At 61.8% G+C, this 23,171-nt stretch carries 19 protein-coding genes; 9 read left to right on the top strand and 10 right to left on the bottom strand.

What is annotated here, in order from left to right:
- The first annotated feature begins 46 nt into the window (after positions 1-46).
- The 7 genes from ACA073_RS14135 to ACA073_RS14105 all read left to right on the top strand — a co-directional run bounded on the left by ACA073_RS14135 (position 47) and on the right by ACA073_RS14105 (position 11,939).
- Complete coding sequence (locus ACA073_RS14135; protein WP_497396998.1) at positions 47-958, top strand: LysR family transcriptional regulator; 912 nt, start codon at positions 47-49, stop codon at positions 956-958.
- A 129-nt stretch (positions 959-1,087) separates the two neighbouring features.
- Positions 1,088-1,705, top strand: a complete 618-nt coding sequence (lexA, locus tag ACA073_RS14130) for a transcriptional repressor LexA (protein ID WP_461954245.1) — start codon at positions 1,088-1,090, stop codon at positions 1,703-1,705.
- Positions 1,705-2,322 (top strand): translesion DNA synthesis-associated protein ImuA, encoded by a 618-nt coding sequence (gene imuA / locus ACA073_RS14125; protein WP_497396996.1) that lies wholly within the window; start codon positions 1,705-1,707, stop codon positions 2,320-2,322. The genes lexA and imuA overlap by 1 nt, the downstream gene beginning before the upstream one ends.
- A gap of 7 nt (positions 2,323-2,329) precedes the next feature.
- Positions 2,330-3,745, top strand: a complete 1,416-nt coding sequence (locus ACA073_RS14120; protein WP_497396994.1) for a Y-family DNA polymerase — start codon at positions 2,330-2,332, stop codon at positions 3,743-3,745.
- A complete protein-coding gene (locus tag ACA073_RS14115) occupies positions 3,721-6,819 on the top strand; it encodes an error-prone DNA polymerase (RefSeq protein ID WP_497396992.1) in 3,099 nt (1,032 codons plus the stop codon). The genes ACA073_RS14120 and ACA073_RS14115 overlap by 25 nt, the downstream gene beginning before the upstream one ends.
- Before the next feature lie 218 nt (positions 6,820-7,037).
- Positions 7,038-9,149 carry a hybrid sensor histidine kinase/response regulator gene (locus ACA073_RS14110; RefSeq protein ID WP_497396990.1) on the top strand — a complete coding sequence of 704 codons (2,112 nt, stop codon included), beginning with the start codon at positions 7,038-7,040 and terminating at the stop codon, positions 9,147-9,149.
- 156 nt (positions 9,150-9,305) lie between these two features.
- On the top strand, positions 9,306-11,939 hold the full coding sequence (locus ACA073_RS14105) for an excinuclease ABC subunit UvrA (protein ID WP_497396988.1): 2,634 nt from the start codon (positions 9,306-9,308) through the stop codon (positions 11,937-11,939).
- 123 nt (positions 11,940-12,062) lie between these two features.
- Here ACA073_RS14105 and ACA073_RS14100 read toward each other — a convergent pair whose 3' ends face one another.
- The 7 genes from ACA073_RS14100 to ACA073_RS14070 form a co-directional block, all read right to left on the bottom strand.
- Positions 12,063-14,006, bottom strand: coding sequence for a PAS domain-containing hybrid sensor histidine kinase/response regulator (locus tag ACA073_RS14100; RefSeq protein WP_497396987.1), 1,944 nt, complete (start codon positions 14,004-14,006; stop codon positions 12,063-12,065).
- Positions 13,996-14,871, bottom strand: coding sequence for a sensor histidine kinase (locus ACA073_RS14095; protein WP_497396985.1), 876 nt, complete (start codon positions 14,869-14,871; stop codon positions 13,996-13,998). The genes ACA073_RS14100 and ACA073_RS14095 overlap by 11 nt, the downstream gene beginning before the upstream one ends.
- Positions 14,864-15,874 (bottom strand): ATP-binding protein, encoded by a 1,011-nt coding sequence (locus tag ACA073_RS14090; RefSeq protein ID WP_497404097.1) that lies wholly within the window; start codon positions 15,872-15,874, stop codon positions 14,864-14,866. Before ACA073_RS14090 ends, ACA073_RS14095 begins: the two co-directional genes overlap by 8 nt.
- The gene (locus ACA073_RS14085) at positions 15,871-16,275 is read right to left on the bottom strand and encodes an ATP-binding protein (RefSeq protein WP_497396983.1); all 405 of its coding nucleotides are present in this window, start codon (positions 16,273-16,275) and stop codon (positions 15,871-15,873) included. The genes ACA073_RS14090 and ACA073_RS14085 overlap by 4 nt, the downstream gene beginning before the upstream one ends.
- Positions 16,272-16,634 carry an STAS domain-containing protein gene (locus tag ACA073_RS14080; protein WP_084323448.1) on the bottom strand — a complete coding sequence of 121 codons (363 nt, stop codon included), beginning with the start codon at positions 16,632-16,634 and terminating at the stop codon, positions 16,272-16,274. Before ACA073_RS14080 ends, ACA073_RS14085 begins: the two co-directional genes overlap by 4 nt.
- Before the next feature lie 4 nt (positions 16,635-16,638).
- A complete protein-coding gene (locus ACA073_RS14075; RefSeq protein ID WP_497396981.1) occupies positions 16,639-17,490 on the bottom strand; it encodes an STAS domain-containing protein in 852 nt (283 codons plus the stop codon).
- A gap of 290 nt (positions 17,491-17,780) precedes the next feature.
- Positions 17,781-18,302 carry a DUF4142 domain-containing protein gene (locus ACA073_RS14070; RefSeq protein ID WP_497396979.1) on the bottom strand — a complete coding sequence of 174 codons (522 nt, stop codon included), beginning with the start codon at positions 18,300-18,302 and terminating at the stop codon, positions 17,781-17,783.
- Positions 18,303-18,518: 216 nt separating this feature from the next.
- Between ACA073_RS14070 and ACA073_RS14065 the strand changes: the two genes are divergently transcribed.
- Both ACA073_RS14065 and ACA073_RS14060 read left to right on the top strand, forming a co-directional pair.
- Entirely contained in the window at positions 18,519-18,758 is a 240-nt protein-coding gene (locus ACA073_RS14065; RefSeq protein WP_214382902.1) for a DUF465 domain-containing protein, read from the top strand.
- A gap of 110 nt (positions 18,759-18,868) precedes the next feature.
- Positions 18,869-19,111, top strand: coding sequence for a hypothetical protein (locus ACA073_RS14060; RefSeq protein WP_497396977.1), 243 nt, complete (start codon positions 18,869-18,871; stop codon positions 19,109-19,111).
- A 122-nt stretch (positions 19,112-19,233) separates the two neighbouring features.
- On the opposite strand, the gene ACA073_RS14055 is transcribed toward ACA073_RS14060, so the two are convergent.
- The 3 genes from ACA073_RS14055 to ACA073_RS14045 form a co-directional block, all read right to left on the bottom strand.
- The gene (locus ACA073_RS14055) at positions 19,234-20,325 is read right to left on the bottom strand and encodes an SMP-30/gluconolactonase/LRE family protein (RefSeq protein WP_497396975.1); all 1,092 of its coding nucleotides are present in this window, start codon (positions 20,323-20,325) and stop codon (positions 19,234-19,236) included.
- Complete coding sequence (locus ACA073_RS14050) at positions 20,322-21,467, bottom strand: sterol desaturase/SRPBCC family protein (RefSeq protein WP_497396973.1); 1,146 nt, start codon at positions 21,465-21,467, stop codon at positions 20,322-20,324. Before ACA073_RS14050 ends, ACA073_RS14055 begins: the two co-directional genes overlap by 4 nt.
- A 106-nt stretch (positions 21,468-21,573) precedes the next feature.
- Entirely contained in the window at positions 21,574-22,437 is an 864-nt protein-coding gene (locus ACA073_RS14045; RefSeq protein WP_497396971.1) for a LysR family transcriptional regulator, read from the bottom strand.
- Between the last annotated feature and the right edge of the window lie 734 nt (positions 22,438-23,171).

Genomic DNA, 23,171 nt, shown 5'->3' with positions numbered 1-23,171 from the left:
AGAACGCCTCGCTCACGAAAAACGTTTTTGCCTGAATGGAAAAAGCATGGACAAGTTGGGTGCATTGAAAATGTTTGTGGCCACGGCGCAACTGGGCAGTTTCAGTCGCGCCGCCGAGCAATTGGGCAAGACACCGTCGGCCCTGACCAAAGCGGTCAATCACCTGGAAGCGGAACTGGGTGCCCGATTGTTCGAGCGCAGCACCCGCCGAATTCTGCTGACGGAATCGGGCCGGCTTTACCTGGAAACCGCACGCCAGGTGTTGCAGCGGCTGGACGAGGCGGGCGAGGAAATCGAGCAGTTGCAGCATGGCTTGCGTGGCAACCTGAAAATCACCGCGCCGCTGGCTTACGGGCAGGCTTTTCTGGATCAGGTCTGCGGCGGTTTTCTGGAGCAATACCCGCAGATCAATCTGCAAGTGGACCTGTGCGATGAGTTCGTCAACCTGCTGGAAAGCGGCTATGACCTCGCGTTGCGCGAAGGCCATGACGATTTGCCGGGGTTGATCGCCCGCGTCGTCGGCAGCAATCGCCTGGCGTTGTGCGCCAGCCCGGCGTATCTGGCGCGCAAGGCGCTGCCGGTCACGCCGCAAACCCTCGATGAGCACGAATGGCTGCTGTATCGCCATCCGTTGCTCAGCCGCGAATTCTGGTGGGCCGAGCGCGACGGGCAGCGCCTGAGCCTGCCGCAACCGCCGTCGCCGCGTTTGCGCAGCGACAATTACGACCTGCTGCTGGCCAACGCACTGGCCGGGCGCGGCTTGCTGCACACGCCTTTGTGGAGTGCTGCGCCGTACATCGCCGACGGGCGGCTGGTGCGGATGATGGCTGACTACGACATCGATCCGGACAGCTTTGGCGCGCATATTCTGGCGGTGTACCCGAGCCATCGGCGGGCGACGGCCAAGGTCCTGGCGTTTATCGATTACATCGCAGGGTTTCTGGCGTCCCCCTTGTAGGAGCGAGCTTGCTCGCGATGGACGTTAACGGTAATGCGGGCAGTCTGGATGACCGCGTGGTTCAAACGTTTTTCGCGAGCAAGCTCGCTCCTACAGGGTCCTTGCCAGGATCAAAGCAAAAGAGTACAAATGTACTCCATGACGACTTTAACTCCCCGCCGTACCGCCATCCTGACCTTTATCCGCGATCGAATCGCGGAGCACGGCCAGTCCCCGAGCCTCGCTGAAATCAGCGAGGCCTTCGGTTTCGCCTCCCGCAGCGTGGCGCGCAAGCACGTGCTGGCGCTGACCGAAGCCGGTTTCATCGAGGTCAATCCGCATCAGGCCCGGGGCATTCGCTTGCTCGGGCAACCGGCGCGGCCCGAGTTGCTGGATATTCCGGTCCTCGGCCGGGTGGCCGCGGGTGCGCCGATCGGTGCCGATGCCGAGGTGCACAGTCGGTTGTTGCTCGATCCTTCGATTTTTTCGCGGGTGCCGGACTACATGCTGCGGGTAAAAGGCGATTCGATGATCGAGGACGGCATTCTCGACGGCGATCTGGTTGGCGTGCACCGCAACCCCGAGGCATTTAACGGCCAGATCGTCGTGGCGCGGCTCGACGGCGAAGTGACCATCAAGCGTTTCGAGCGGGTCGGCGACGCGGTGCGCCTGTTGCCGCGTAACCCGGCCTACCAGCCGATCATCGTTCAACCCGATCAGGACCTCGCGATCGAAGGGGTGTTCTGCGGTCTGGTGAGGCAAGGGTGATGGGCGCCGTCGTTGCGCTGGATACGCTGTTCAATGGCGGCCAGGTCTGGAAAGGCCGGCCTGCGCCCCCGACCGTCAGCCCGCAACCCACCGGGCATGCCGCGCTGGATGCGGCGTTGCCCAACGGTGGCTGGCCGGAAGCGGCACTGACCGAAATCCTTCTGGCCGGGCAGGGCGTTGGCGAGTTGCAACTGGTGTGGCCGGCGCTGGCGCGGCTGTCGGCGGCGGGCGAGCGCATCGTGCTGGTGGCGCCGCCGTACGTGCCGTATCCGCAAGCGTGGCAAAACGCCGGGGTCGATCTGCGCCAGTTGTCGATCATCCAGGCCAGCGAGCGCGATGCGCTGTGGGCGGCGGAACAATGCCTGCGTTCGGGCAGTTGCGGCGCGGTGCTGTGCTGGCCGCACAAGGCCGATGACCGGGCGTTGCGCCGCTTGCAGGTCGCGGCGGAAACCGGCTCGACCCTGGCGTTCGCCTACCGCTCGATCAATGAAGCGATCAACCCGTCACCGGCCGCGCTGCGCATCGCCATCGACGCCAGGCCAGCACAATTGCGCGTGCTCAAGTGCCGGGGCGGGCTGGCCCGTTCGGCGCCGATTGCCTTCCCCGTGGGGCATTGAGGTTGCCATGCGCTGGGTCTGCATTCTTTTCCCGCAATTGGCGCTGGACGCGGTACTGCGTCAACGCGCCGACCCCGATGAGCCGCTGGCGCTGCTGACCGGCCCGGCGCAGCGTCGGGTGTTGCAGGCGGTCAACGCTTCGGCGCGGGCGCTGGGCTTGCGCCCCGGCCAGTCGATGACCGCCGCCCAGGCCTTGAGCAAAGGCTTTGTCACGGCGGAATACGACGCGGCCGAAATCGAGCACTGGCAGCAGTTTCTGGCCGCGTGGGCCTACCGCTTCAGCTCCCAGGTCAGCGTGCATTACCCGCGTGCGGTGGTGTTTGAAATCGAGTCCAGCCTGGGTTTGTTCGGGGACTGGCCGCAACTCGAAGCGCGATTGCGCGCTGAACTCGGCGAGCTGGGGTTTCGGCATCGGATCGTTGCGGCACCCAACCCGGTGGCGGCGCGGATTCTGGCCAACGCCTATGACGGTCTGGTGGTGCCCGACGATCAGGCCTTGCAGCATCATCTGGGGCAATTGCCCGTCGACCGGATCGGGCTGGAGGCCAGCGTCGCCACGGCGTTGTCGCGCATGGGGCTGCGTACCTTGAGTCAGGTGCAGGCGTTGCCCCGGCAGAGTCTGGCCCGGCGTTTCGAGTCTCAGGTGCTCAAGCACCTGGATGCTCTGCTGGGTACGCGGCGACTGGCCCTGGCGTTCTATCTGCCGCCGGACCGGTTCGATGTGCGCATCGAGCTCAATTTCGACGTGCACTCCCATCAGGCGCTGCTGTTTCCGTTACGCCGGTTGACCGGCGATCTGTCGGCGTTCCTGTGCGGTCGCGACAGCGGCGTGCAGCGTTTCGACCTGCACCTGGAACACGCCGGGTTACCGGACAGCGTGATCAAGGTCGGCCTGCTCAGCGCCGAGCGCGATCCAGCAATGCTCTTCGAATTGGCCCGAGGGCGCCTGGAACAAGTCCAGGTCGAGGCGCCGGTGCGCGGCTTTCGCCTGCGCGCCGAAGACTTGCCGGCCTTCGTTCCCCAGTATCAGGAACTGTTCGACGATCGCCCGCAGCAGTCCTTGCCCTGGGAGCAACTGCGCGAACGCTTGCGCGCGCGGTTGGGGGATGACGCGGTGCATGGCTTGCGGTTCCAGGCCGATCACCGGCCGGAGTGCGCGTGGCAGGCCAGTGTCGACAGTCAGCGTTGCGGTGTCATGCCGGGCGTGCAGCGTCCGGGTTGGTTGCTGACGGAACCGCAGGCGGTCCACGAAGGTTCGACGCGCATCCTCATGGGCCCGGAGCGCATCGAGTCCGGTTGGTGGGACGGCGACGACGTGCGCCGCGATTACTACCTGATCGAAACCCGTTCCGGCCAGCAGGGCTGGGCCTATCGTGCAGTCGGCGAAACCGGCCCGTTGTGGTTGCAGGGCTGGTTCGCATGAGCATCGACTATGCCGAGTTGCACTGCCTGTCGAACTTCAGTTTCCAGCGCGGTGCTTCCAGTGCCCTTGAACTCTTTCAACAGGCGAAAAAACAGGGTTATCAAGCGCTGGCGATCACCGATGAATGCACCCTGGCCGGCATTGTCCGCGCCTGGCAAGCGGCCAAATCCGTGGAGCTGCCGCTGATTATCGGCAGCGAAGTACGCATCGAGAACGGTCCGAAACTGGTGTTGCTGGTGGAGAACCTTGAGGGCTATCAAAACCTGTGCCGGCTGATTACCCGGGCGCGGCGTCGCACGCAAAAAGGCCAGTATCAGGTGTTGCGGGAGGATTTCAGCGAGCCGTTGCCGGGGCTGTTGGTGTTGTGGGTGCCGGATGCGGTGGATGATTTTGCAAGCGGTCACTGGCTGAAGCAGACCTTCGCCGAAGGCCTGTGGCTGGCGGTCCAGCTGCATCGAGGTCAGGACGATACCCGACGGCTGAACGAGCTGTTGATGCTGGCGCGGGAACTGCAAATCCCGGCAGTGGCCAGCGGCGATGTGCACATGCACACCCGTGGCCGGCGCGCCTTGCAGGACACCATGACCGCCATCCGTTATCACCTGCCGGTGGCCGAGGCCGGGTTGCGCCTGCACCCCAATGGCGAGCGGCATCTGCGCAGCCTCGATGTTTTGCAATCGATCTACCCGCAAGCGCTGCTCGATGAAACGCTGACCATTGCCCGACGCTGCACCTTTGATCTTGGCCAGTTGCGTTATCAGTATCCCCGCGAACTGGTGCCGGAAGGTCACAGCGCAGCGTCCTGGCTGAGCGAGTTGACCGAACGTGGCATTCGCGAGCGTTGGCCCGCAGGTGCGAGCGAGAAGGTGCGCGGGTTGATCGACAAGGAGCTGGGGCTGATCGCCGAGCTGGGTTACGAAAGCTATTTCCTGACCGTTCAGGACATTGTTGCCTTCGCCCGACGCGAGAAAATTCTCTGTCAGGGTCGAGGTTCTGCGGCCAACTCGGCGGTGTGTTTCGCCTTGGGCATCACCGAGATCGATCCGGACCGCATGAACATGCTGTTTGAGCGTTTTCTCTCCAAGGAACGCAACGAGCCGCCGGATATTGATGTGGACTTCGAGCACGAACGCCGCGAAGAAGTCTTGCAGTACGTGTTTCAGCGCTATGGCCGGACCCGCGCAGCGTTGACCGCGGTGGTCAGCACCTATCACGCGGCCGGCGCGGTACGCGATGTGGCCAAGGCCCTGGGTTTACCGCCGGATCAGATCAATGCCCTGGCCGATTGCTGCGGACACTGGAGTGACAAGGCGCCGCCCGTCGAGCGCCTGCTTGAAGGGGGGTTCGATCCCGAGAGCCCGGTGCTGCGCCGGGTGTTGAGTTTGACGCAACAGCTGATCGGTTTCCCCCGGCACCTGTCCCAGCACCCCGGCGGCTTCGTCATTTCCGAGCAGCCGCTGGACAGCCTCGTGCCGGTGGAAAACGCGGCGATGGCCGAGCGCACCATCATTCAGTGGGACAAGGATGATCTCGATGCGGTCGGGCTGCTCAAAGTGGATATTCTGGCCTTGGGCATGCTCAGCGCGATTCGTCGTTGTTTCGATCTGCTTCGCCGTCATCGCGACCTGGACTTGAGTCTGGCCACGGTGCCCTCCGAAGACCCGCAAACCTACGACATGATCAGCCGTGCCGACACCATCGGCGTATTCCAGATCGAATCCCGGGCACAAATGTCGATGCTGCCCAGGCTCAAGCCCCGCAAGTTCTATGACCTGGTGATTGAGGTGGCCATCGTTCGCCCGGGACCTATTCAGGGCGGGATGGTGCATCCGTATCTGCGGCGGCGAAACAAGGAAGAGCTCGAAAGCTACCCTTCCGAAGAGTTGAGGGAAGTGTTGAAGCGTACCCTCGGTGTGCCGCTGTTTCAGGAGCAGGTCATGCAGATTGCGATTGTCGCCGCCAGCTACAGTCCCGGCGAAGCGGATCAGTTGCGCCGCTCCATGGCGGCCTGGAAACGTCACGGAGGTCTCGAACCGCACAAGGATCGCCTCGCTGCGGGCATGAAGAAAAAAGGCTACACGCCAGAATTCGCCGCGCAGATTTTCGAGCAGATCAAAGGCTTTGGCAGCTACGGATTCCCCGAGTCCCACGCCGCCAGTTTTGCCTTGCTGACCTATGCCAGTTGCTGGTTGAAATGCCACGAACCGGCGGCCTTCGCCTGCGCGCTGATCAACAGCTGGCCCATGGGTTTCTACAGCCCGGACCAGATTCTGCAGGACGCTCGCCGGCATCATTTGCAGATTCGCCCGGTGGACGTGCGCGCCAGCGACTGGGATTGCAGCCTCGAACCGATCATCGGCGCGCAGCCGGCGATTCGCATGGGGCTGCGGATGATCAAGGGCTTTCGCGAGGACGATGCGAGGCGAATCGAAATCGCGAGGTCGAGGGGGGCGTTTATCGACATCGCCGACCTCGGCGAACGGGCGCGGCTCGATGCCCGTGCGCAGGAGCACCTGGCCGATGCCGGCGCGTTGCGTGGGCTGGCCGGTGACCGGCATCGGGCGCGCTGGGAGGTGGCGGGGGTGCAGAAACAATTGGGTTTGTTCGCCGGTTTGCCGAGCCAGGAAGAGGACGCGGTGGCGTTGCCAAAACCCACGGTCGGTGAAGACCTGCTGGCCGATTACAACAGTCTCGGCACCACCCTCGGCCCGCATCCGCTGGCCCTGTTGCGGGGCGAATTGAAAGCCCGGCGCTGCCGCAGTTCGAAGGAACTGCTGGAGGTCGAGCATGGCCGACCGGTCAGCGTCGCCGGGCTGGTGACCGGTCGACAGCGTCCGGGCACCGCCAGTGGCGTGACCTTCGTCACCCTAGAAGACGAGTTCGGCAACGTCAATGTGGTGGTCTGGCGCGACCTGGCCGAGCGGCAACGGCAGGTGTTGGTCGGATCGCAGTTGCTCAAGGTCGATGGGCGCTGGGAGAAGGAAGGCGAGGTGCGGCATTTGATCGCCGGACGTTTGAGTGACCTGAGCCCACTATTGGATGGCATCAGCGTACGCAGCCGGGATTTCCATTGATCCCTGTAGGAGCGAGCTTGCTCGCGATGGACGTTAACGAAATCGGGGGACGCCTGGATAAACGCGGCGCCTTGACATCCATCGCGAGCAAGCTCGCTCCTACAGGGATCTGTGGTTGCCATAGATCGCCGTGAGAATCAGCTATACCTCTATGAAACCATCGGCATCCGCGATGCTCGAAACAATCGGGCGCCATTTACAGGACACAGAGCCAGTCGATGCATTTTCTAGACGATAGCCACGGGTGTGCCGGTTGGAACGGCGAAATGGCCGGGCGCATCCGCGCGTTCGACTGGAGCCGGACCGAGCTGGGAAGTATCGACACCTGGCCCGCCAGCCTGTGCAGCGCGGTGCAGCTGTTGCTCGCCTCGTCACTGCCGATGGTGATGCTGTGGGGCCGCCCCGGTTACATGATTTATAACGATGCGTACTCGTCGTTCGCCGGTGGCCGGCATCCTTACCTGCTCGGCTCCCCGGTGGAGCTGGGCTGGCCGGAAGTCGCCGAGTTCAACCGGCATGTGGTCGATACCTGCCTGGCCGGCGGCACCTTGTCCTATCGCAACAAAGAGCTGGTGCTGTTGAGGGACGGCGTCCCCGAAGACGTCTGGCTGGACCTCTATTACAGCCCGGTGGCCAATGACAAAGGCGCGCCGGCCGGGGTCATGGCCATGGTGGTCGAAACCACTGACCATGTGATTTCCGAGCGCCGTCGCCAGGAAGCCGAAGATGCCTACCGCGCCGACAATGAGCGGGTGCGCCTGGCGTTGAATGCCGGTGCCTTGCTCGGCTCGTTCGTGTGGGACATCAAGGGCAATCTGCTCACCGGCGATGAACGTTTTGCCCGGACCTTTTCCTATCCGGCCGGGCATAACCTCGGCGACTTGCCGACGGACTTCGCTGAAGCGCGGATTCACCCCGATGACCGCAGCTGGGTCAACGAGCAGGTCGATCGATCCGTCACCACCGGCGAGCCTTTCAACGCCGAATACCGGATTCTGCGCCCTGACGGCAGCTACCTGTGGGTGCAGGCCAGCGGTTGCTGTGAGTTCGATGAGCAAGGCCAGCCATTTCGCTTTCCCGGCGTGTTGATCGACATCCATGAGCGCAAGACCGCCGAAGAATCCCTGCTCAAGTTCACCCGAAATCTGGAGCAGCGCGTCGCCGACGAAGTCGAAGCGCGGCTGGCGGCGGAAGAACAACTGCGCCAGTCACAGAAACTCGAAGCCATCGGCAGTCTCACGGGCGGCGTGGCCCACGACTTCAATAACCTGTTGCAGGTGATTGCCGGCAACCTGCACTTGCTGGCGCGGCATGAGCCGGACAATGCCAACGTGCAGCGCCGGGTCAGCGCATCGATTGCGGCGGTGGAGCGTGGCGCAAAGCTGTCTTCGCAATTGCTCGCATTCGCCCGCCGTCAGCCGCTGTCGCCAGCGGTCTGCGACCCACGGCAAATCTTCGAAGGCCTGGGCGAACTGTTGCAGCGGGCACTGGGAGAAACCATCCAGATTGATGTGCGGTTGCCTCAAGCGTCCTGGCACATCAACGTCGATCGCAATCAACTGGAAAACGCCATCCTCAATCTGGCAATCAATGCCCGCGACGCCATGCAGGGTGAAGGGACCATTGAACTGAGCGCCGAGAACGTCGCACTCGACCGCAAATTCTGCACGGGCAAGGGGATTTCGGCGGGCGATTATGTCCGCGTCGCCGTGGCCGATACCGGCATCGGCATGTCGCCGCAGGTGCTCGCGCAAGCATTCGAACCGTTTTTCACCACCAAGGCCGACGGCCAGGGTACGGGCTTGGGGCTGAGCATGGTGTTCGGTTTCGTCAAACAGAGTGACGGGCACATCGAGATGTCCAGCGTCGAGGGGCAGGGCACTCGGGTGCAGCTGTATTTTCCGCGAAGCCTGCGGCCGTTGCTCAATGAAACAGCGACCCCAGACGCGCTGCAACGCGGCGGCCATGAAACCATTCTGGTGGTCGAGGACAATGAAGCGGTGCGCGTTTCGGCGGTGGAATTGTTGAGCGAGGAGGGCTATCAGGTCCTGACCGCCTCCAACGGCGATGCCGCTATGCAGATGTTGCTGGACGGCGTGACGGTGGAGCTGATTTTCACCGACGTGGTCATGCCCGGGCTGATCAAAAGTTCGGACCTGGCGGCGTGGGCCAAAGTGCAGACGCCACCGGTGGCGGTGCTGTTCACGTCCGGCCACACCCGTGACATTATTTCGCGCAATCACCAACTCAGCCCCGACACTTTTTTGCTGAGCAAACCTTATAGCCCCGAGTCGCTCACCCGAATGGTCCGCACCGTGCTCAACGACTAACCCCAATCAAACTGTGGGAGCGGGCTTGCTCCGGGCGGCGTTCCGACGAAAGCGTCGTGTCAGCCGACATCAATGTTGAATGATAAATTGTCTTCGCGAGCAAGCCCGCTCCCACCCGGGCCTGTGTTATTTCTGCAATTTGATCAAGGCCACCTGATGACTTCCAAGCGCACCTCCAATCCTTCCGGCATGGTCAGAGTGCGCGGTGCCCGTGAACACAATCTCAAGAACATTGACGTCGACATCCCTCGGGATGCCCTGGTGGTGTTCACCGGCGTATCCGGTTCGGGGAAATCGTCCCTGGCGTTCTCGACCCTGTACGCCGAAGCGCAGCGGCGCTATTTCGAATCCGTGGCGCCGTATGCGCGGCGCCTGATCGATCAGGTCGGCGTGCCGGACGTCGATTCCATCGAAGGCCTGCCACCCGCGGTCGCCTTGCAACAACAGCGGGGCACGCCGAGCACACGGTCTTCGGTGGGCAGCGTGACCACATTGTCGAGCCTGATCCGCATGCTGTACTCCCGCGCCGGCAGCTATCCGCCGGGGCAGCCGATGCTGTACGCCGAAGATTTTTCGCCCAATACACCCCAAGGCGCTTGCTCGGAATGTCATGGTTTGGGGCGGGTGTATGAAGTCACTGAAGCCTTGATGGTCCCGGACCCCAGCCTGACCATTCGCCAGCGCGCGGTCGCCTCCTGGCCCACGGCGTGGCAGGGACAGAACCTGCGGGACATCCTCGTCACCATGGGCTATGACGTCGACAAGCCATGGCGCGATCTGCCAAAAAAGCAGCGCGACTGGATTCTCTTCACCGAGGAAACCCCGACTGTTCCGGTGTATGCCGGGCTCACGCCCGAAGAAACCAGCGTCGCACTCAAGCGCATCATGGAACCGAGTTACCAAGGCACCTTCACCGGTGCCCGACGCTACATCCTGCACACCTTCACCCATTCGCAAAGCGCGCTGATGAAGAAGCGCGTTTCGCAATTCATGCTCGGCAGCCCGTGCCCGGTGTGCGACGGCAAACGGCTCAAACGCGAGGCGCTGTCGGTGACGTTCGCCGGTTACGACATCGGCGAGTTGTCGCAAATGCCGTTGCTGCAAGTGGCCGAAGTCTTGAAGCCGGTGGCGGCTCACAGTTACCTCGAACAGGCCGATGAGGCGGGCGAGGTCTTGACCCACGACCAGACCCGCGAGGCTCGTGAGCAGCGAGTGGCCCACGGCGCCAGTGGTCACGCCAACGCGCCGGATGTACGCCACACGCCCAACCTGTCGGTGGAAAAACGCCTGGCCGCGCAGCGGATCGCCCAGGACTTGCTGGAGCGGGTCAGCACGTTGACCGATCTGGGGCTCGGTTACCTGGCGTTGGAGCGCAGCACGCCGACATTGTCGTCCGGTGAGTTGCAACGCCTGCGTCTGGCGACGCAATTGGGTTCGCAGTTGTTCGGGGTGATTTACGTGCTGGATGAGCCGTCCGCCGGTTTGCACCCGGCGGATGGCGAAGCGCTGTTCGAAGCCCTGCAACGCTTGAAAGCGGCTGGCAATACCTTGTTCGTGGTCGAGCATGACCTGGAAACCATGCGTCGCGCCGACTGGCTGATCGATGTAGGGCCGGCGGCGGGTGAGCATGGTGGCCGGATTCTATACAGCGGGCCGCCGCAAGGTCTGGCGCAAGTGACGAACTCGCAAACGCGCGCGTACCTGTTCGCCGATCAGGTCCGTCAGACGCGAACCAGCCGCAAGCCGACCGATTGGCTACGGCTGGAGGGCATCACCCGCAACAACCTGGACAATCTCAGTGTCGAGTTTCCGCTGGGCTGTTTCACCTCGGTGACCGGCGTTTCGGGCTCCGGCAAATCCAGCCTGGTCAGTCAGGCGTTGCTGGAACTGGTGGGCGCGCATCTCGGGCGTGGGGCGAGTGACAGCGAACCGCAAGAGCTGAGCCTTGAAGACGATGCGCCGCACGTCAGTGGCGGACAGGTCAGCGCAGGGCTGGCGTCGATCAAGCGGCTGGTGCAAGTCGATCAGAAACCCATCGGCCGCACGCCACGTTCGAACCTGGCAACCTACACCGGGCTGTTCGACAACGTGCGCAAACTGTACGCCGCGACAGCCGAGGCGCATGCCGAGGGCTACGATGCCGGCCAGTTCTCCTTCAACGTCGCCAAGGGCCGCTGCCCGACCTGCGAAGGCGAAGGCTTTGTCAGCGTCGAGTTGCTGTTCATGCCCAGCGTCTACGCGCCATGCCCGACGTGCCATGGCGCGCGCTACAACCCGGAAACGCTGGCGATTACCTGGCAGGGTTTGAACATTGCCCAGGTGTTGCAGTTGACGGTGGAGGAAGCGGTAGAGGTGTTCGTTGAGCAACCGGGTATCCGTCGCTCACTGGAGGTGCTGCGTGACATCGGTCTGGGCTATCTGCGTCTCGGCCAGCCGGCGACCGAGTTGTCCGGCGGCGAAGCCCAGCGGATCAAACTGGCCACCGAACTGCAACGCAACCAGCGCGGCGCAACCTTGTATGTGCTCGACGAGCCCACCACCGGGTTGCACCCGCGGGATGTCGATCGCTTGCTTGAGCAATTGAACACGCTGGTCACGGCGGGGCACACGGTGATTGTCGTCGAACATGAAATGCGCGTGGTGGCGCAGAGTGACTGGGTGATCGACATCGGGCCGGGGGCCGGGGATCAGGGCGGCAAGATTGTGGTGGCGGGCATGCCGCAGAAAGTTGCCAGCAGCAAAAAGAGCCGGACCGCGCCGTTTTTGGCTCGGGTGCTTGGGGACGCTTGAGAGGTGAGTTGCTTTTGCTGGCCTCTTCGCGAGCAAGCCCGCTCCCACAGGTGATTTGTGAACGACACAGATCCAGTGTGGGAGCGGCGGTGCGGCGATCTGACTTGCTCGCGAATCGGTTTGTCAGGCGCAGTCGAGGGTGCGGCGGACCTTGTCCAGCAGCTCGCTGATCTGGAATGGCTTGATCAGCATGTCCATGCCATCGCCGAGGAACACCTGGCGGTTGAGGGCGTTTTCCGCGTAGCCGGTCATGAACAGGATCGGCAACCCTTCGCGCCAGCCACGGGCGACGTCCGCCAGTTCCCGGCCGTTCATGCGCGGCAGGCCCACGTCCGTCAGCATCAGATTGATGGAAGGGTCGTTTTGCAGGCGTTCCAGCGCACCTTCGATATCACCCACCTGCGTGCAGCGATAACCCGCATCCACCAGCACTTCGGCAACGAACATGCGCACCGACGGCATGTCTTCGACAATCAGCACATGCTCGCCCGAGCCTTGCGGGTCCACGGCCGAAGATTCCGTTTCAGCGCGGGTCGGATCAGCGCTGGCGGGCAGCATGATGGTCACTTCAGTGCCGCGTCGCGCCACGCTGCGGATGTGCGCATCGCCCCCGGATTGCCGGGCGAACCCGTAAATACTCGACAGCCCCAGCCCGGTGCCCTGGCCCAGCGGCTTAGTGGTGAAAAACGGGTCGAACACCTTGTCGATCACGCTGTGTTCGATGCCGGTGCCGTCGTCGCGCACCGACAGCGCGACGTACGCCCCGTCCGCCAGTTTCAGATCGCCGTGTGAGTACGCCGCGTAGGTGCTGACCCAGATATTGCCGCCCTGAGGCAGAGCATCGCGGGCGTTGATCACCAGATTCAGCACCGCACTTTCCAGTTGAATCGGATCGACCAGCGCAATCGCTGCCTTCGAGGTCAGTTCGAGTTTCAGCGCAATGTGTTCGCCGATGGTGCGTACCAGCAATTCTTCCAGCGAACGGATGTGTTCGTTGATGTCCACCGGCCGGGTATCGAGCGGTTGCTGGCGGGCAAAGGCCAGCAAGCGATGAGTCAGCGAGGCGGCGCTGGTGGCCGAGTTCAGTGCCGCTTCGGCGTAAAGAACGACCTTGTCGGTGCGCCCGTCAGTGACGCGTTTCTGGATCAGCTCCAGGCTGGTGATGATGCCGGTCAGCAAGTTGTTGAAGTCATGGGCGATGCCGCCGGTGAGTTTGCCCAGTGCGTCCATCTTCTGCACTTGCAGCAACTGCGCTTCGGTACGCACTCGTTCGGCGATTTCATGTTCCAGCTGCGACGTCGCATCATCCAGTCGGGCCAGGTGCGAGCGTTCGCGGTGGCGATGTTCGGTGACGTCCTCCACGAACACCAGGCTCAGCTCCGGCGTGCGATAGGGCGAGATCTGCCACTCGGTTTCCCGCAACTCACCTTCGACCCGCATGTTCAGCGTGCCTTTCCAGCGCTCGCCAGCGGTCAGGCGCAAGCGCAGTTCATCGAGGATCGCGTCCTGCTGGTCGGCGAAGCACTCGCGCAGGGCGTCCAGGTCGCGATTGTCCTGGATCAGTCGGGCGAACGCGTGATTGCATTCATGCACCTTGAACTGCGCGTCCAGCACGGCGATGGGCGCCGAGACGTTGACGAAAATCTCGCGAAAACGCGCTTCGCTTTCACGCAGGGCATTTTCGGTATCACGGACCCGCAGCAGCGTACGCAAGGTCGCGAGCAACACATCCGGGTCCACGGGGTGGATCAGGTAGGCGTCGGCTCCGGCGTCCAGGCCAGTGATGATGTCGCCGGTCTGGATGGATGCGGCGGACACGTGGATCACCGGGAGCAGGGCGGTGGCGGCTTCGGAACGCAGTTTGCGCACGATGTCGAAGCCGCTCATGTCCGGCAGGTTGACGTCCAGAATCAGCGCATCGATCGTATGGTTTTCGATCAACGCCAGGCCGTCACCGCCGGTCCCGGCTTCCAGCACAAGGTAGCCGTGCGGTTCCAGGCGTCGACGCAAGGCGTAGCGCGTGGCGACGTTGTCATCGACGATCAGCAGATGGATATCACGTTTCATCGGCGGGCTCCATGGCAATGGCCAGCGGGATGATCACGAAGAAGGTCGAGCCGACCCCCGGTGTACTCTTGACCCCGACGTCACCTCCCAGCAGTGCCGCGAAGCGTTTACACAAGGACAGTCCCAAACCCGTCCCGCGCAAGCGTTTTTGCAGGGGTGAGTCGACTTGGGAGAAGTCTTCGAACAATGCCCCATGCAGCTCGGCAGCGATACCTACTCCAGTATCGGTCACGGCGAAGCGTACCTGGTCGCTGCCCTCCAACTGCGCCGAGACGCGGATTTCGCCTCGGGTGGTGAACTTCAGCGAGTTGGCAATGAAGTTGCGCAGGATTTGCGCGAGCTTTTTGTCGTCGGTGTACAACCGTGGCAAACCGACCGGTTCTTCGAAAATCAGGTCCACGGAGGTCGCATCGACAATCGGGCGGAACATGCCACGCAGGGCGGCGAACAGGTCAAACATGTCGAACCAGGCGGGCGAGATGGTGATGCGCCCGGCCTCGATCTTGGCGAGGTCGAGCAAGTCATCGACCATGTCGCTCAACTCTCGCGTGGCGGTGCTGACGAAGGTGACCTGTTTGTGCTGTTCAAGACTCAGGGGGCCGTCGATTTCATCGGTCAGCAGGCTGGCAATGCTCAGGATCGAACCCAGCGGCGTGCGGAACTCGTGGCTCATGTACGACAGGAAACGACTTTTCAGGTCTGAGGCCTGACGCAGCTCTTCTGCCTGAGTGTCGAGCTCGGCGTACAGCGCCAGCACGCCCTGGTTGGTTTCATCCAGCTCTTCGCGCAGAGCGTCGACTTCGCTTTGCAGCTGCGCCACCAACGCGGCTTGTTCGTCAATCTGACTCAGGGGCGACTTAGCCATGGGCCGTCTCCAGAGCAATGACCAACACTGTGACATCGTCCCGTCCACGGCAGAAATCGCGGTGCAGAATGGCGGCAATCACGGCGGGGTGCCGATGCACCAGGCCGGGGTAATCTTGCAGGTTCCAACGGGACTGCAGGCCGTCGCTGTACATGATCAACAAATGTCCGTTCACGTGAGCATAGTCAAAGGGCTGCGCTTTCCGGTATTGCCCACCGACGATGCCAGGGTGGGAGGCCAGGCCGCGGGTTTTGTCCGGGCCGATCACGCAGGCACCGATGTTGCCGATCCCGACGAATCTCAGCGCGTTGGCCGCGCCATCGAACTGTGCGATGGCCAAGGCGCCACCCCGCGTCCCGATCATTGACTGATGGATGTCTTCCAGCAGCAGCACCGGCGAGGTGAACGGCGACCGGGCAAAGGTTTTTTCGCCGGCGCGGGCGGCACGTTCGGCGTCTTCGCCATGACCCAGGCCGTCGATCACCAGCGCACTGATGCTTGGTCCGTCGAAGGCCAGGTGCCAGACGTCGCCGCAGGCCGGGTCATTACCCAATGAATGCTGGCTGACGCCGATCCGCCGGTCCGGCGCCTTGTCGCTGCGCGGGTACAACCGGGTCAACAGCACGGCACCCCGCGCATCGGCATAGGCATCGAACACGTCGGTTTGGCGCGACACCGCACCAAGGCCAATGCCCTGGGTGCCGCGGGTGGAAAACCCGTCGGCCAGGCACGCGTGCAAATCAAAGCCATTGGCGCGGTCGATGGCGAGCATTTCGATGCCTGAGCCTGAAGGGCGCGGCAACACCCTCACATGCAGTTCACCGCGGGTGGCGTGCTTGATAATGTTAGTGGCAAGCTCTGTGGCCACCAGCGCCACACGCCCGGCATCCGTGGCGTCAAAGCCGTTCTTTTCTGCGAGGCGCTGAGCGGTGCGGCGTGCGTGACCGATCTGGCTGCTGTCTTCGATGATTAATACCTGCGTCATCGAACCGCCGATATTCATGTCCATCGCGTGATCGTTATGCGAGTGCCTTTGCCGGGCGCGGTGTCGAGTTCGAACTCTTCCACCAGCCGCTTGGCGCCGGTCAGGCCCAGCCCGAGGCCGCTGCCGGAGGTCCAGCCGTCGGTCATCGCCAGTTTGATGTCGTGGATGCCCGGGCCTTCGTCACGGAATGTCAGGCGCAAACCGGTGCGCGCGTTTTCGTCGAGGATTTGCCAGTCCATGTCGCCACCACCGCCATACACCATGGTGTTGCGCGCCAGCTCGCTGACGGCGGTCACCAGTTTGGTCAGGTCAATCAGACGCATGCCGCATTCGGTGGCCAGCTTACGCGCGGTCTGGCGCGCCAGGACCACGTCCTGTTCGATATGAATGGGTTGGCTACCGCTACTGCGCACGGTCATTGCTCGCGTACTCGATCCTGAAGCAATTTCATTCCGCGTTCGACATTCAGTGCAGTGCTGACACCGGGCAGGGTCAGCCCGAGTTCAACCAGCGTGATCGCAACGGCGGGCTGCATGCCGACCAGCACGGTCTGGGCGTCCATGATTTTCGACAGCCCGGAAATGGTGCCGATCATCCGGCCGATGAACGAATCGACCATGTCCAGGGCCGAGATATCGATCAACACACCCCGGGCAGATGTCCGGCTGATGCGCTCGGACAAATCATCCTGGAGCGTCAGGGCCAACTGGTCGTGCATGTCGACCTGGATGGTCACCAGCAGGAAGTTGCCCATCTGCAAAATCGGAATACGCTCCATCGGCTCAATCCGCCTTGCTGACGGTTATGCCCAGTCGGGTCAGGGCCAGTTTCAGCGCATCGGCCAGGTTGGCTTTGGTGACCACGCCTTGCAGGTCCAGCCCCAGGTGCACGATGGTCTGGGCGATCTGTGGACGCACGCCGCTGATGATGCAATCGGCGCCCATCAAGCGAATGGCGGTCACGGTTTTGAGCAAGTGCTGGGCGACCAGGGTGTCGACGGTCGGCACGCCAGTAATGTCGATGATGGCGATTTCCGAGCCGGTGTCGACGATGCGTTGCAACAGCGATTCCATCACTACCTGAGTGCGCTGCGAGTCGAGGGTGCCGATCATCGGTAGCGCCAGGACGCCGTCCCAGAGCTTGACCACCGGGGTCGACAACTCAAGCAGCTCTTCCTGCTGTCGCTTGATCACCGCTTCGCGGGATTTCTGGAACGTGCGGATCGTGTGCATGCCCAGCGCGTCGAGCAGTTCGGAGACTTCCCAGAGTTGTTCGGCCAGCAGTGCCGGATTGTCCTGGTAATGATTTTGCAACAGGGCGAACAGAGGGCCTTTCAACGCGAAGATGAAACTGGCGGTCTGCTGCGAATCCTGGCCGAGCAGGGCACGGGTATGGGAGAGCTTTTCAAGAAACTGGCGAATCTCGTCCCAGCCTGGCGCCGCTACATTCTGGCTGTTGCCGTTTTCAAGGCCGGCGACGATCAAGTGCAGAAATTCCGAGGTCTGCTGCTTCAGATCCAGCTCTTTTATATTGCGCGAGGCACCGCTGGTCTCAAGACTCCTGGTCCAGTCGGCAAGCAGTTGCGTCTGGCTTTTCTTGATCGCTTCGAGTGTGGTGGTTTGCAGTGCTGCCATGTGTCTTGACTCCCTGAAAGTGTGCGCCGATTCGCCAAAAAATGACCGGTGCAAGTCAGTGACATTTCTCGTATGAAATAGTTGTTTTCTCCCACCGGATATTTTCATACGCGCACATCGACTCCGTAGGAGCGAGCTTGCTCGCGATGGACTTCAGGACGACGCGTGAATCCAGAAAATACGCGTTATCGTTGGCGTCCATCGCGAGCAAGCTCGCTCCTACAAGAGTCAGCTTTCGCTTAACTGATCGGCTTTACTCCATGGAGGCGGTCTTTTTGTTTTGGCGCGGGTTACTTGCTCGGATGGGCGGCTTGCAGTTTTTTCGCCATATCCAGGTGTTTTTCCAGACCCGGCAACATTTTCTGTGCGAACCCTTTGAGTTCGGTAGCGCCTTTGACTTTGTCGTCGGTCACGGTGTTGGCTTCTTTCTTGAACAGTTCGATGGTGTCTTCGTGCGCCTTGACCTGATTGTTGGCGTAGGCGGCGTCGAACGATTCGTCACGCATGTCGAGGATCTTTTCCTTGGCCTGCTTCACTAGCGTCGTTTCATCCGGCACTTCGATATCATGTTTCTTCGCGATGGCCGCCAGTTCTTTATTCGCCTTGGAATGATCGGTGATCATCATGTTGGCAAACGCCTTGACGTCGGCCGAGGCACTTTTTTCCAGTGCCAGTTTGCTGGTTTCAATTTCCGCGATACCGCCGGCAGCCGCGTTGTCGACGAAGTCATTGTCAGTGGCCGCGAAAGCCGCGCCCATGCTGGTGCTCAAGGCTACGGCCAAAGTGAGGTGGCGCAGGGTCAATCCGTCCATTGGTCATTCTCCACACAGGTTTTCATGGACGATCATGTGATCGTTAATCTGTGGATGCCGACGGACGGGCAAAGGTTTTATCGGGTTTGCGACAGGACGACGAACGGACACCGCTGGTCTGATAGGCGGTCGACAGAACCCGCAGACCGAGGCCATTCTGATAGTTGGTGAACGCAATCGATCGCGTTTGCCACCGATCAACAACGGAGGTGTTCCATGCCGGTGCCACACGACCTTTATCAGGACTTGAAACTTTCAAAGGAAGATATCCAGCAAAAACGCACCAAGGATCCGTTACTGGATTCACTGATCAACAAGTATTCGCAGGCGGACGCCGAGGTGGTAAAGGCTGAAACCGCCCAATCGGATGCGCCCAGTGATGACGCACTGAAGAAGCTCAAGGAGAAGCGCTTGCAGGTCAAGGACAAGATCGTCCAACAACTCCAGTCGTCCTGACATGTCGCCCCAGCCACCGACGACCGGTGACTGAAAAATTGGAACGGCGATAAATCCCGGCACCTCGAATGATCAGAGTCCGACCTTACGGCTCCATGCGAGGTGCCCCAATGAATGACCCTAAATTCCCCAGCGAAGAGCAGGGCGGCTACGACCCCATCCCCACCCATCCCGAGCCATTGAGCCCGGGGCGCACCACCGTCAACCCTGAAGATGAGCCGGGTATCGACGAACTGCCCAACAACGAAGGCGCCATCCCCATGGACCAGGACGACGGCACCGACCTTGACCCGGAACGCGTTCGTGAAGAAACCGATAATGCGGTGCGCGATGGTGAGAGGAATCCTCGTTGATCAGGCCGTGCAAAATCCCTGTGGGAGCGGGCTTGCTCGCGAAAGCGGTATGTCAGTCAATACATATGTCGACTGACACACTGCTTTCGCGAGCAAGCCCGCTCCCACATTTTTGATTTGCGTTACTTCTGTAATGCCGTGGTAAGCGGTAAGCGCACCATGTGTCTGGCCTTCAACGACCCGAAATACAACCACTCCCCATACTCACGCACCGTGGTAATCGGCGAGTAATTGTCGCTGCTGCCGTCCTGGAGATTGGCAATCACCTTGCCCTCGACATCCAGCCCCAATGCAAACCCGCGTTTCTCCACTGGTTTGGGCAGAACCGTCATCGCCCGCACGATCATCTTGCGCACGAAGGGATGTGCTGCCGTGGCATCGAGCAGTGCGTTGCGCGGGGCATACAGCGCCACCCAGAAACGGTCCCGGCCATTGAAAGCGAGGTTGTCCGGCAGTCCCGGCAAGTTGTCGATAAACACATCATGAGTACCTGCTTTCGGCCCGCTCAACCAGTAACGACTGATGCGATAGGCACCGGTTTCGTTGACCAGCACAAAAGCATCGTCCGGTCCCAGGGTCACGCCGTTGGCAAACTCGAGTTTATCCAGCAGGACCGCCGTTTTACCGGTCTGGAAGTCATAGCGTAGCAAGCGACCATCGCCGCCGTGCTCCATGATCGCCTCGCCATCGTGGCCGTATCCGAAGCGGCTGGAAGCATCACTGAAATAGGCGTAATGCCCGGACTTGTCGATGGCCACGTCGTCGGTGAAACCAAAGGCCACGCCATTCGCCGCCGTGGTCAACGCAATCAACCGTCCTTGAGCGTCCAGCGACAGCAAGCCCTTGACCCCGTCGGCGATCACCAGCAAACCATTGGGATGACGCGCCAGTCCCAGCGGCCGCCCGCCGGTGTCGGCCAGCACTTTGGTGACCTTACCATCGAGGCTGGTGCGAATCAGCCGGCCGTCGTGCAGGCCGGTGATGAGGACATTGTCCTCCAGCAACAAGGCTTCCGGCCCGTCGATATCGTCGGCGCCCACACGCTCCATGCCTTTGAGGCGCTGATTGTCGGCATAGGGTCCATTGGTGAGCGAAGGCGCCGGTGGCGGCGTCCAGGCCACCGGTTGCACCTTGGTCGGCATCAGCAGCAGAAAGGCGGCAATGGCCACGATCACCAGCAACACGACATGGCGGAACTTGACGGTTCGACTCACACGGTGACTCCCGTCGGGGCCAGGTGCTTGTGGGCCATTTCGCGCAAGGCCAGCATCGACGCGGCTGATTCATGATTGATGCGCCGCTTCAGCAGCAGACGGTTGGCGATGCGCATCGCCAGGCCGCTGAACTGGTACTCCAGGGTGCGGACAAACCGCGTGCCATCGCCCTCGGCCTCGCATTCGTAAGTCACCACCAACGACAGGCCATGATCGCCCTGAGCACGAGCGCTCCAGCGACGACCGGGCAAATACTCGTTGACCGCCCAGCGTAAATGCCCCTCGCGCCCGCCAGCCCTGATGTCTTCTTCGAAGCGCGCCCCGGCATGTAACGGACCGCCCTGGCCCTTGACCTTGAGCGACGACGGGTGCCACTCCGGCCAGCGGGTCACGGTGCTGGCGTAGGCGAGCACGTCAATCGGGTTACCGGCAATGTTGATCTGATGCTGCATGCGGGTCATGGGCGTTCTCGTCGGGTACAGGTAAGTCGGCTCGGGCTCCCAATAAAGGGTGCCGAACAGGTAGTCCATCAGTGGAAAAACGATGTTGAAATTGCGTTCCTGCATCAACTCCCGGCGATGATGCAGTTCGTGCAGACGGCGCATCTGACGGATCCACGGCCAGCGCGTTACCGGGTTCGAGGGCGGCAAGTGCTCGCAGGCATGGAACACTTCATAAGTCAGGTAACCGAGGACCAGGCAGCCGCCGACCAATCCGGCGACGTTGGCATCGAACTGCTTGAGCAGCCACCAGACGGGCAAGGTGATGACGAGCGTATGCACCACGATCAGCCAGGCTGGAAACAGGATCACCCGCCAGTCGCGGGCGCTGCCGTAAGTCATGTGGTCGGGTGCGAAGAAGCTGTGATGGTCACCGGCATGGCGGGCATAGAACATCCGCGCGAAGCTTTTTTTGTGATGGCCGAGGTGGCGATGGACCGTGTACACGCCGAAGTTGAAGAATAACAACGTCAGCGGCACTGCCAGCCATTCCAGCGGCAGCACCTGATGCACGGTGCTCCAGAATGCCCCGATGGCCAGCAACCCGAACAGCAGCACAAAGCCGCCGTGCAGCCAGGGGTTGTAGCGTGGATGAATGTCAGCGCGATAGCGGGTGCGGAAAGCCTCGGTGGTCTGCCTCACTGCGTTCACCTGTGGTTATTGTTGTCCCAGCAGATTAGACGATCCCGCCGTTTCCGGAGGGTCGAAGCCAGAAGACACAAACGCCATGTTCCGGTGTAAACCGGACTCAGGTCAGCGGGTTCCAGCGTTGCGACCAGTCATCGTCGGACTGGATGACTTCGCGCAGCAGGTCGAAAGCGTGTTGCAGGGTCGCCGAGTCACGGTCGCGGGAGTAAACCAGATAGGTCGGGTAGCTGAATTCCGGGGCTTTCGGCACTTGTTCCAGTACACCGCTTTCCAGGTAGCTCTGCACCACCCGGGTACGAAAGTAGCCACTGCCGCCGTTTTCCAGAATGTATTGCAGGGCCAGCGGACCGAGGTTGAAGCTCAGCGCTGCCTTGGCTTTCTCCGGTAGCGCGGCATCGTGCTGACGGCGAAAGTCCTGGCCCCAGTCGATGTACACGTAGGGTTCAGGGTTTGCGGTCAGACGGACCAGAATCAGTTTTTCTTCCAGCACCTGTTCGACTTGCAGGCGCGGCCAATACTCGGGCTGATAGACCAGCGCCGCGTCCAGCACCCCCAGTTCCAGTTGGCGCAGCAGGTTTTCACCGTCGCGGATCTCCATGCGCAGCGCGTGGCCGGGAATCTTCTCCCGCAGTTCGCCGGCCCAACTGAGCATCAACGGGTTGCACAGACTGACTTCGCCGCCGATGTGCAGTACGTCGTGGTAGCCCTCTGGCAACGGCAAGTCCCGGCGTGCGGCTTCCCAGGTTTCGACCAGTTGATTGGCGTAGACCACAAAGGCTTCGCCGTTCGGGGTCAAACGAGCACCGGCGCGGTTGCGCACGAACAGCGTGCTGCCCAGCTGGTTTTCAAGTTTCTGTACACGTGCGGTGATCGCGGTCTGGGTAACGTGGAGTTTTTCCGCTGCGGCGGCGAGGCTGCCGTGGCGGACGATTTCCAGAAAGGTACGGGCGAGGTCGATGTCCATGGGGAGGCCGGTTTGGGAGGTGTGGGCATTGTAAGCGGATACAGCCGGACTCGTTTTGTGTGGTGGTTGCGCGGTGTTTCTTTTGTTGAATGGGTACATATCCGTTGTGCGGTAACGGCTGCTGGCGGTTTCGCCCTTACGGCGAGTCACTTGGAAAAGCCCCAAGTAACCAAGGGCTTTTGCCCCTTTCGTTCGGTGCCTCGCTAGTGCTCGGCATGCCCTCGCTCCGGTCCTGCTCCGTGGGCCCGCCGCGATCGGCCATCCATGGCCGTGCGCGGCTAACCCGGCATCCATGCCGGGTTGCCCACTGCGCAGAACCTGCGCTCGGCCTCTCGAGGGGGCGACTACCGCAACAGCACCGCGAGGCGGCCTGCCAGCCGACCTGATTGCAGGTGTATGCGTTCCCCTGTGGGAGCTGGCTTGCCTGCTATGGGTGCCAACGATAACGCGTGCTGTCTGAATGAACGCGTTGTCCGGACGATTTTCGCGAGCAAGCTCGCTCCTACAGTTTCCAGTGGCTCTGGCTTTTGATCTTGATCTGCGCCGTCGGAAGGCCGAGCGCAGGGGGCGCCTATCGCAACAGCACCGCGAGGCGGCCTGCCAGCCGACCTGATTGCAGGTGTATGCGTTCCCCTGTGGGAGCTGGCTTGCCTGCGATGGGTGCCAACGATAACGCGTGCTGTCTGAATGAACGCGTTGTCCGGACGATTTTCGCGAGCAAGCTCGCTCCTACC

The organism is Pseudomonas sp. LBUM1670 (genome assembly GCF_059695695.1).
The sequence above is the reverse complement of the archived record's forward strand: the minus strand, read 5'-3'. Positions and strand labels throughout refer to the sequence as shown.

What these genes read in the sequence shown, in the direction of transcription:
- lexA (WP_461954245.1), top strand. Translation starts at nt 1,088, where the DNA reads ATGTACTCCATGACGACTTTAACTCCCCGCCGTACCGCCATCCTGACC.
- ACA073_RS14085 (WP_497396983.1), bottom strand. Translation starts at nt 16,275, where the DNA reads ATGACCGTGCGCAGTAGCGGTAGCCAACCCATTCATATCGAACAGGAC.
- ACA073_RS14135 (WP_497396998.1), top strand. Translation starts at nt 47, where the DNA reads ATGGACAAGTTGGGTGCATTGAAAATGTTTGTGGCCACGGCGCAACTG.
- ACA073_RS14110 (WP_497396990.1), top strand. Translation starts at nt 7,038, where the DNA reads ATGCATTTTCTAGACGATAGCCACGGGTGTGCCGGTTGGAACGGCGAA.
- ACA073_RS14080 (WP_084323448.1), bottom strand. Translation starts at nt 16,634, where the DNA reads ATGGAGCGTATTCCGATTTTGCAGATGGGCAACTTCCTGCTGGTGACC.
- ACA073_RS14100 (WP_497396987.1), bottom strand. Translation starts at nt 14,006, where the DNA reads ATGAAACGTGATATCCATCTGCTGATCGTCGATGACAACGTCGCCACG.
- ACA073_RS14120 (WP_497396994.1), top strand. Translation starts at nt 2,330, where the DNA reads ATGCGCTGGGTCTGCATTCTTTTCCCGCAATTGGCGCTGGACGCGGTA.
- ACA073_RS14090 (WP_497404097.1), bottom strand. Translation starts at nt 15,874, where the DNA reads ATGAATATCGGCGGTTCGATGACGCAGGTATTAATCATCGAAGACAGC.
- ACA073_RS14045 (WP_497396971.1), bottom strand. Translation starts at nt 22,437, where the DNA reads ATGGACATCGACCTCGCCCGTACCTTTCTGGAAATCGTCCGCCACGGC.
- ACA073_RS14060 (WP_497396977.1), top strand. Translation starts at nt 18,869, where the DNA reads ATGAATGACCCTAAATTCCCCAGCGAAGAGCAGGGCGGCTACGACCCC.
- ACA073_RS14095 (WP_497396985.1), bottom strand. Translation starts at nt 14,871, where the DNA reads ATGGCTAAGTCGCCCCTGAGTCAGATTGACGAACAAGCCGCGTTGGTG.
- ACA073_RS14065 (WP_214382902.1), top strand. Translation starts at nt 18,519, where the DNA reads ATGCCGGTGCCACACGACCTTTATCAGGACTTGAAACTTTCAAAGGAA.
- ACA073_RS14075 (WP_497396981.1), bottom strand. Translation starts at nt 17,490, where the DNA reads ATGGCAGCACTGCAAACCACCACACTCGAAGCGATCAAGAAAAGCCAG.
- ACA073_RS14070 (WP_497396979.1), bottom strand. Translation starts at nt 18,302, where the DNA reads ATGGACGGATTGACCCTGCGCCACCTCACTTTGGCCGTAGCCTTGAGC.
- ACA073_RS14105 (WP_497396988.1), top strand. Translation starts at nt 9,306, where the DNA reads ATGACTTCCAAGCGCACCTCCAATCCTTCCGGCATGGTCAGAGTGCGC.
- imuA (WP_497396996.1), top strand. Translation starts at nt 1,705, where the DNA reads ATGGGCGCCGTCGTTGCGCTGGATACGCTGTTCAATGGCGGCCAGGTC.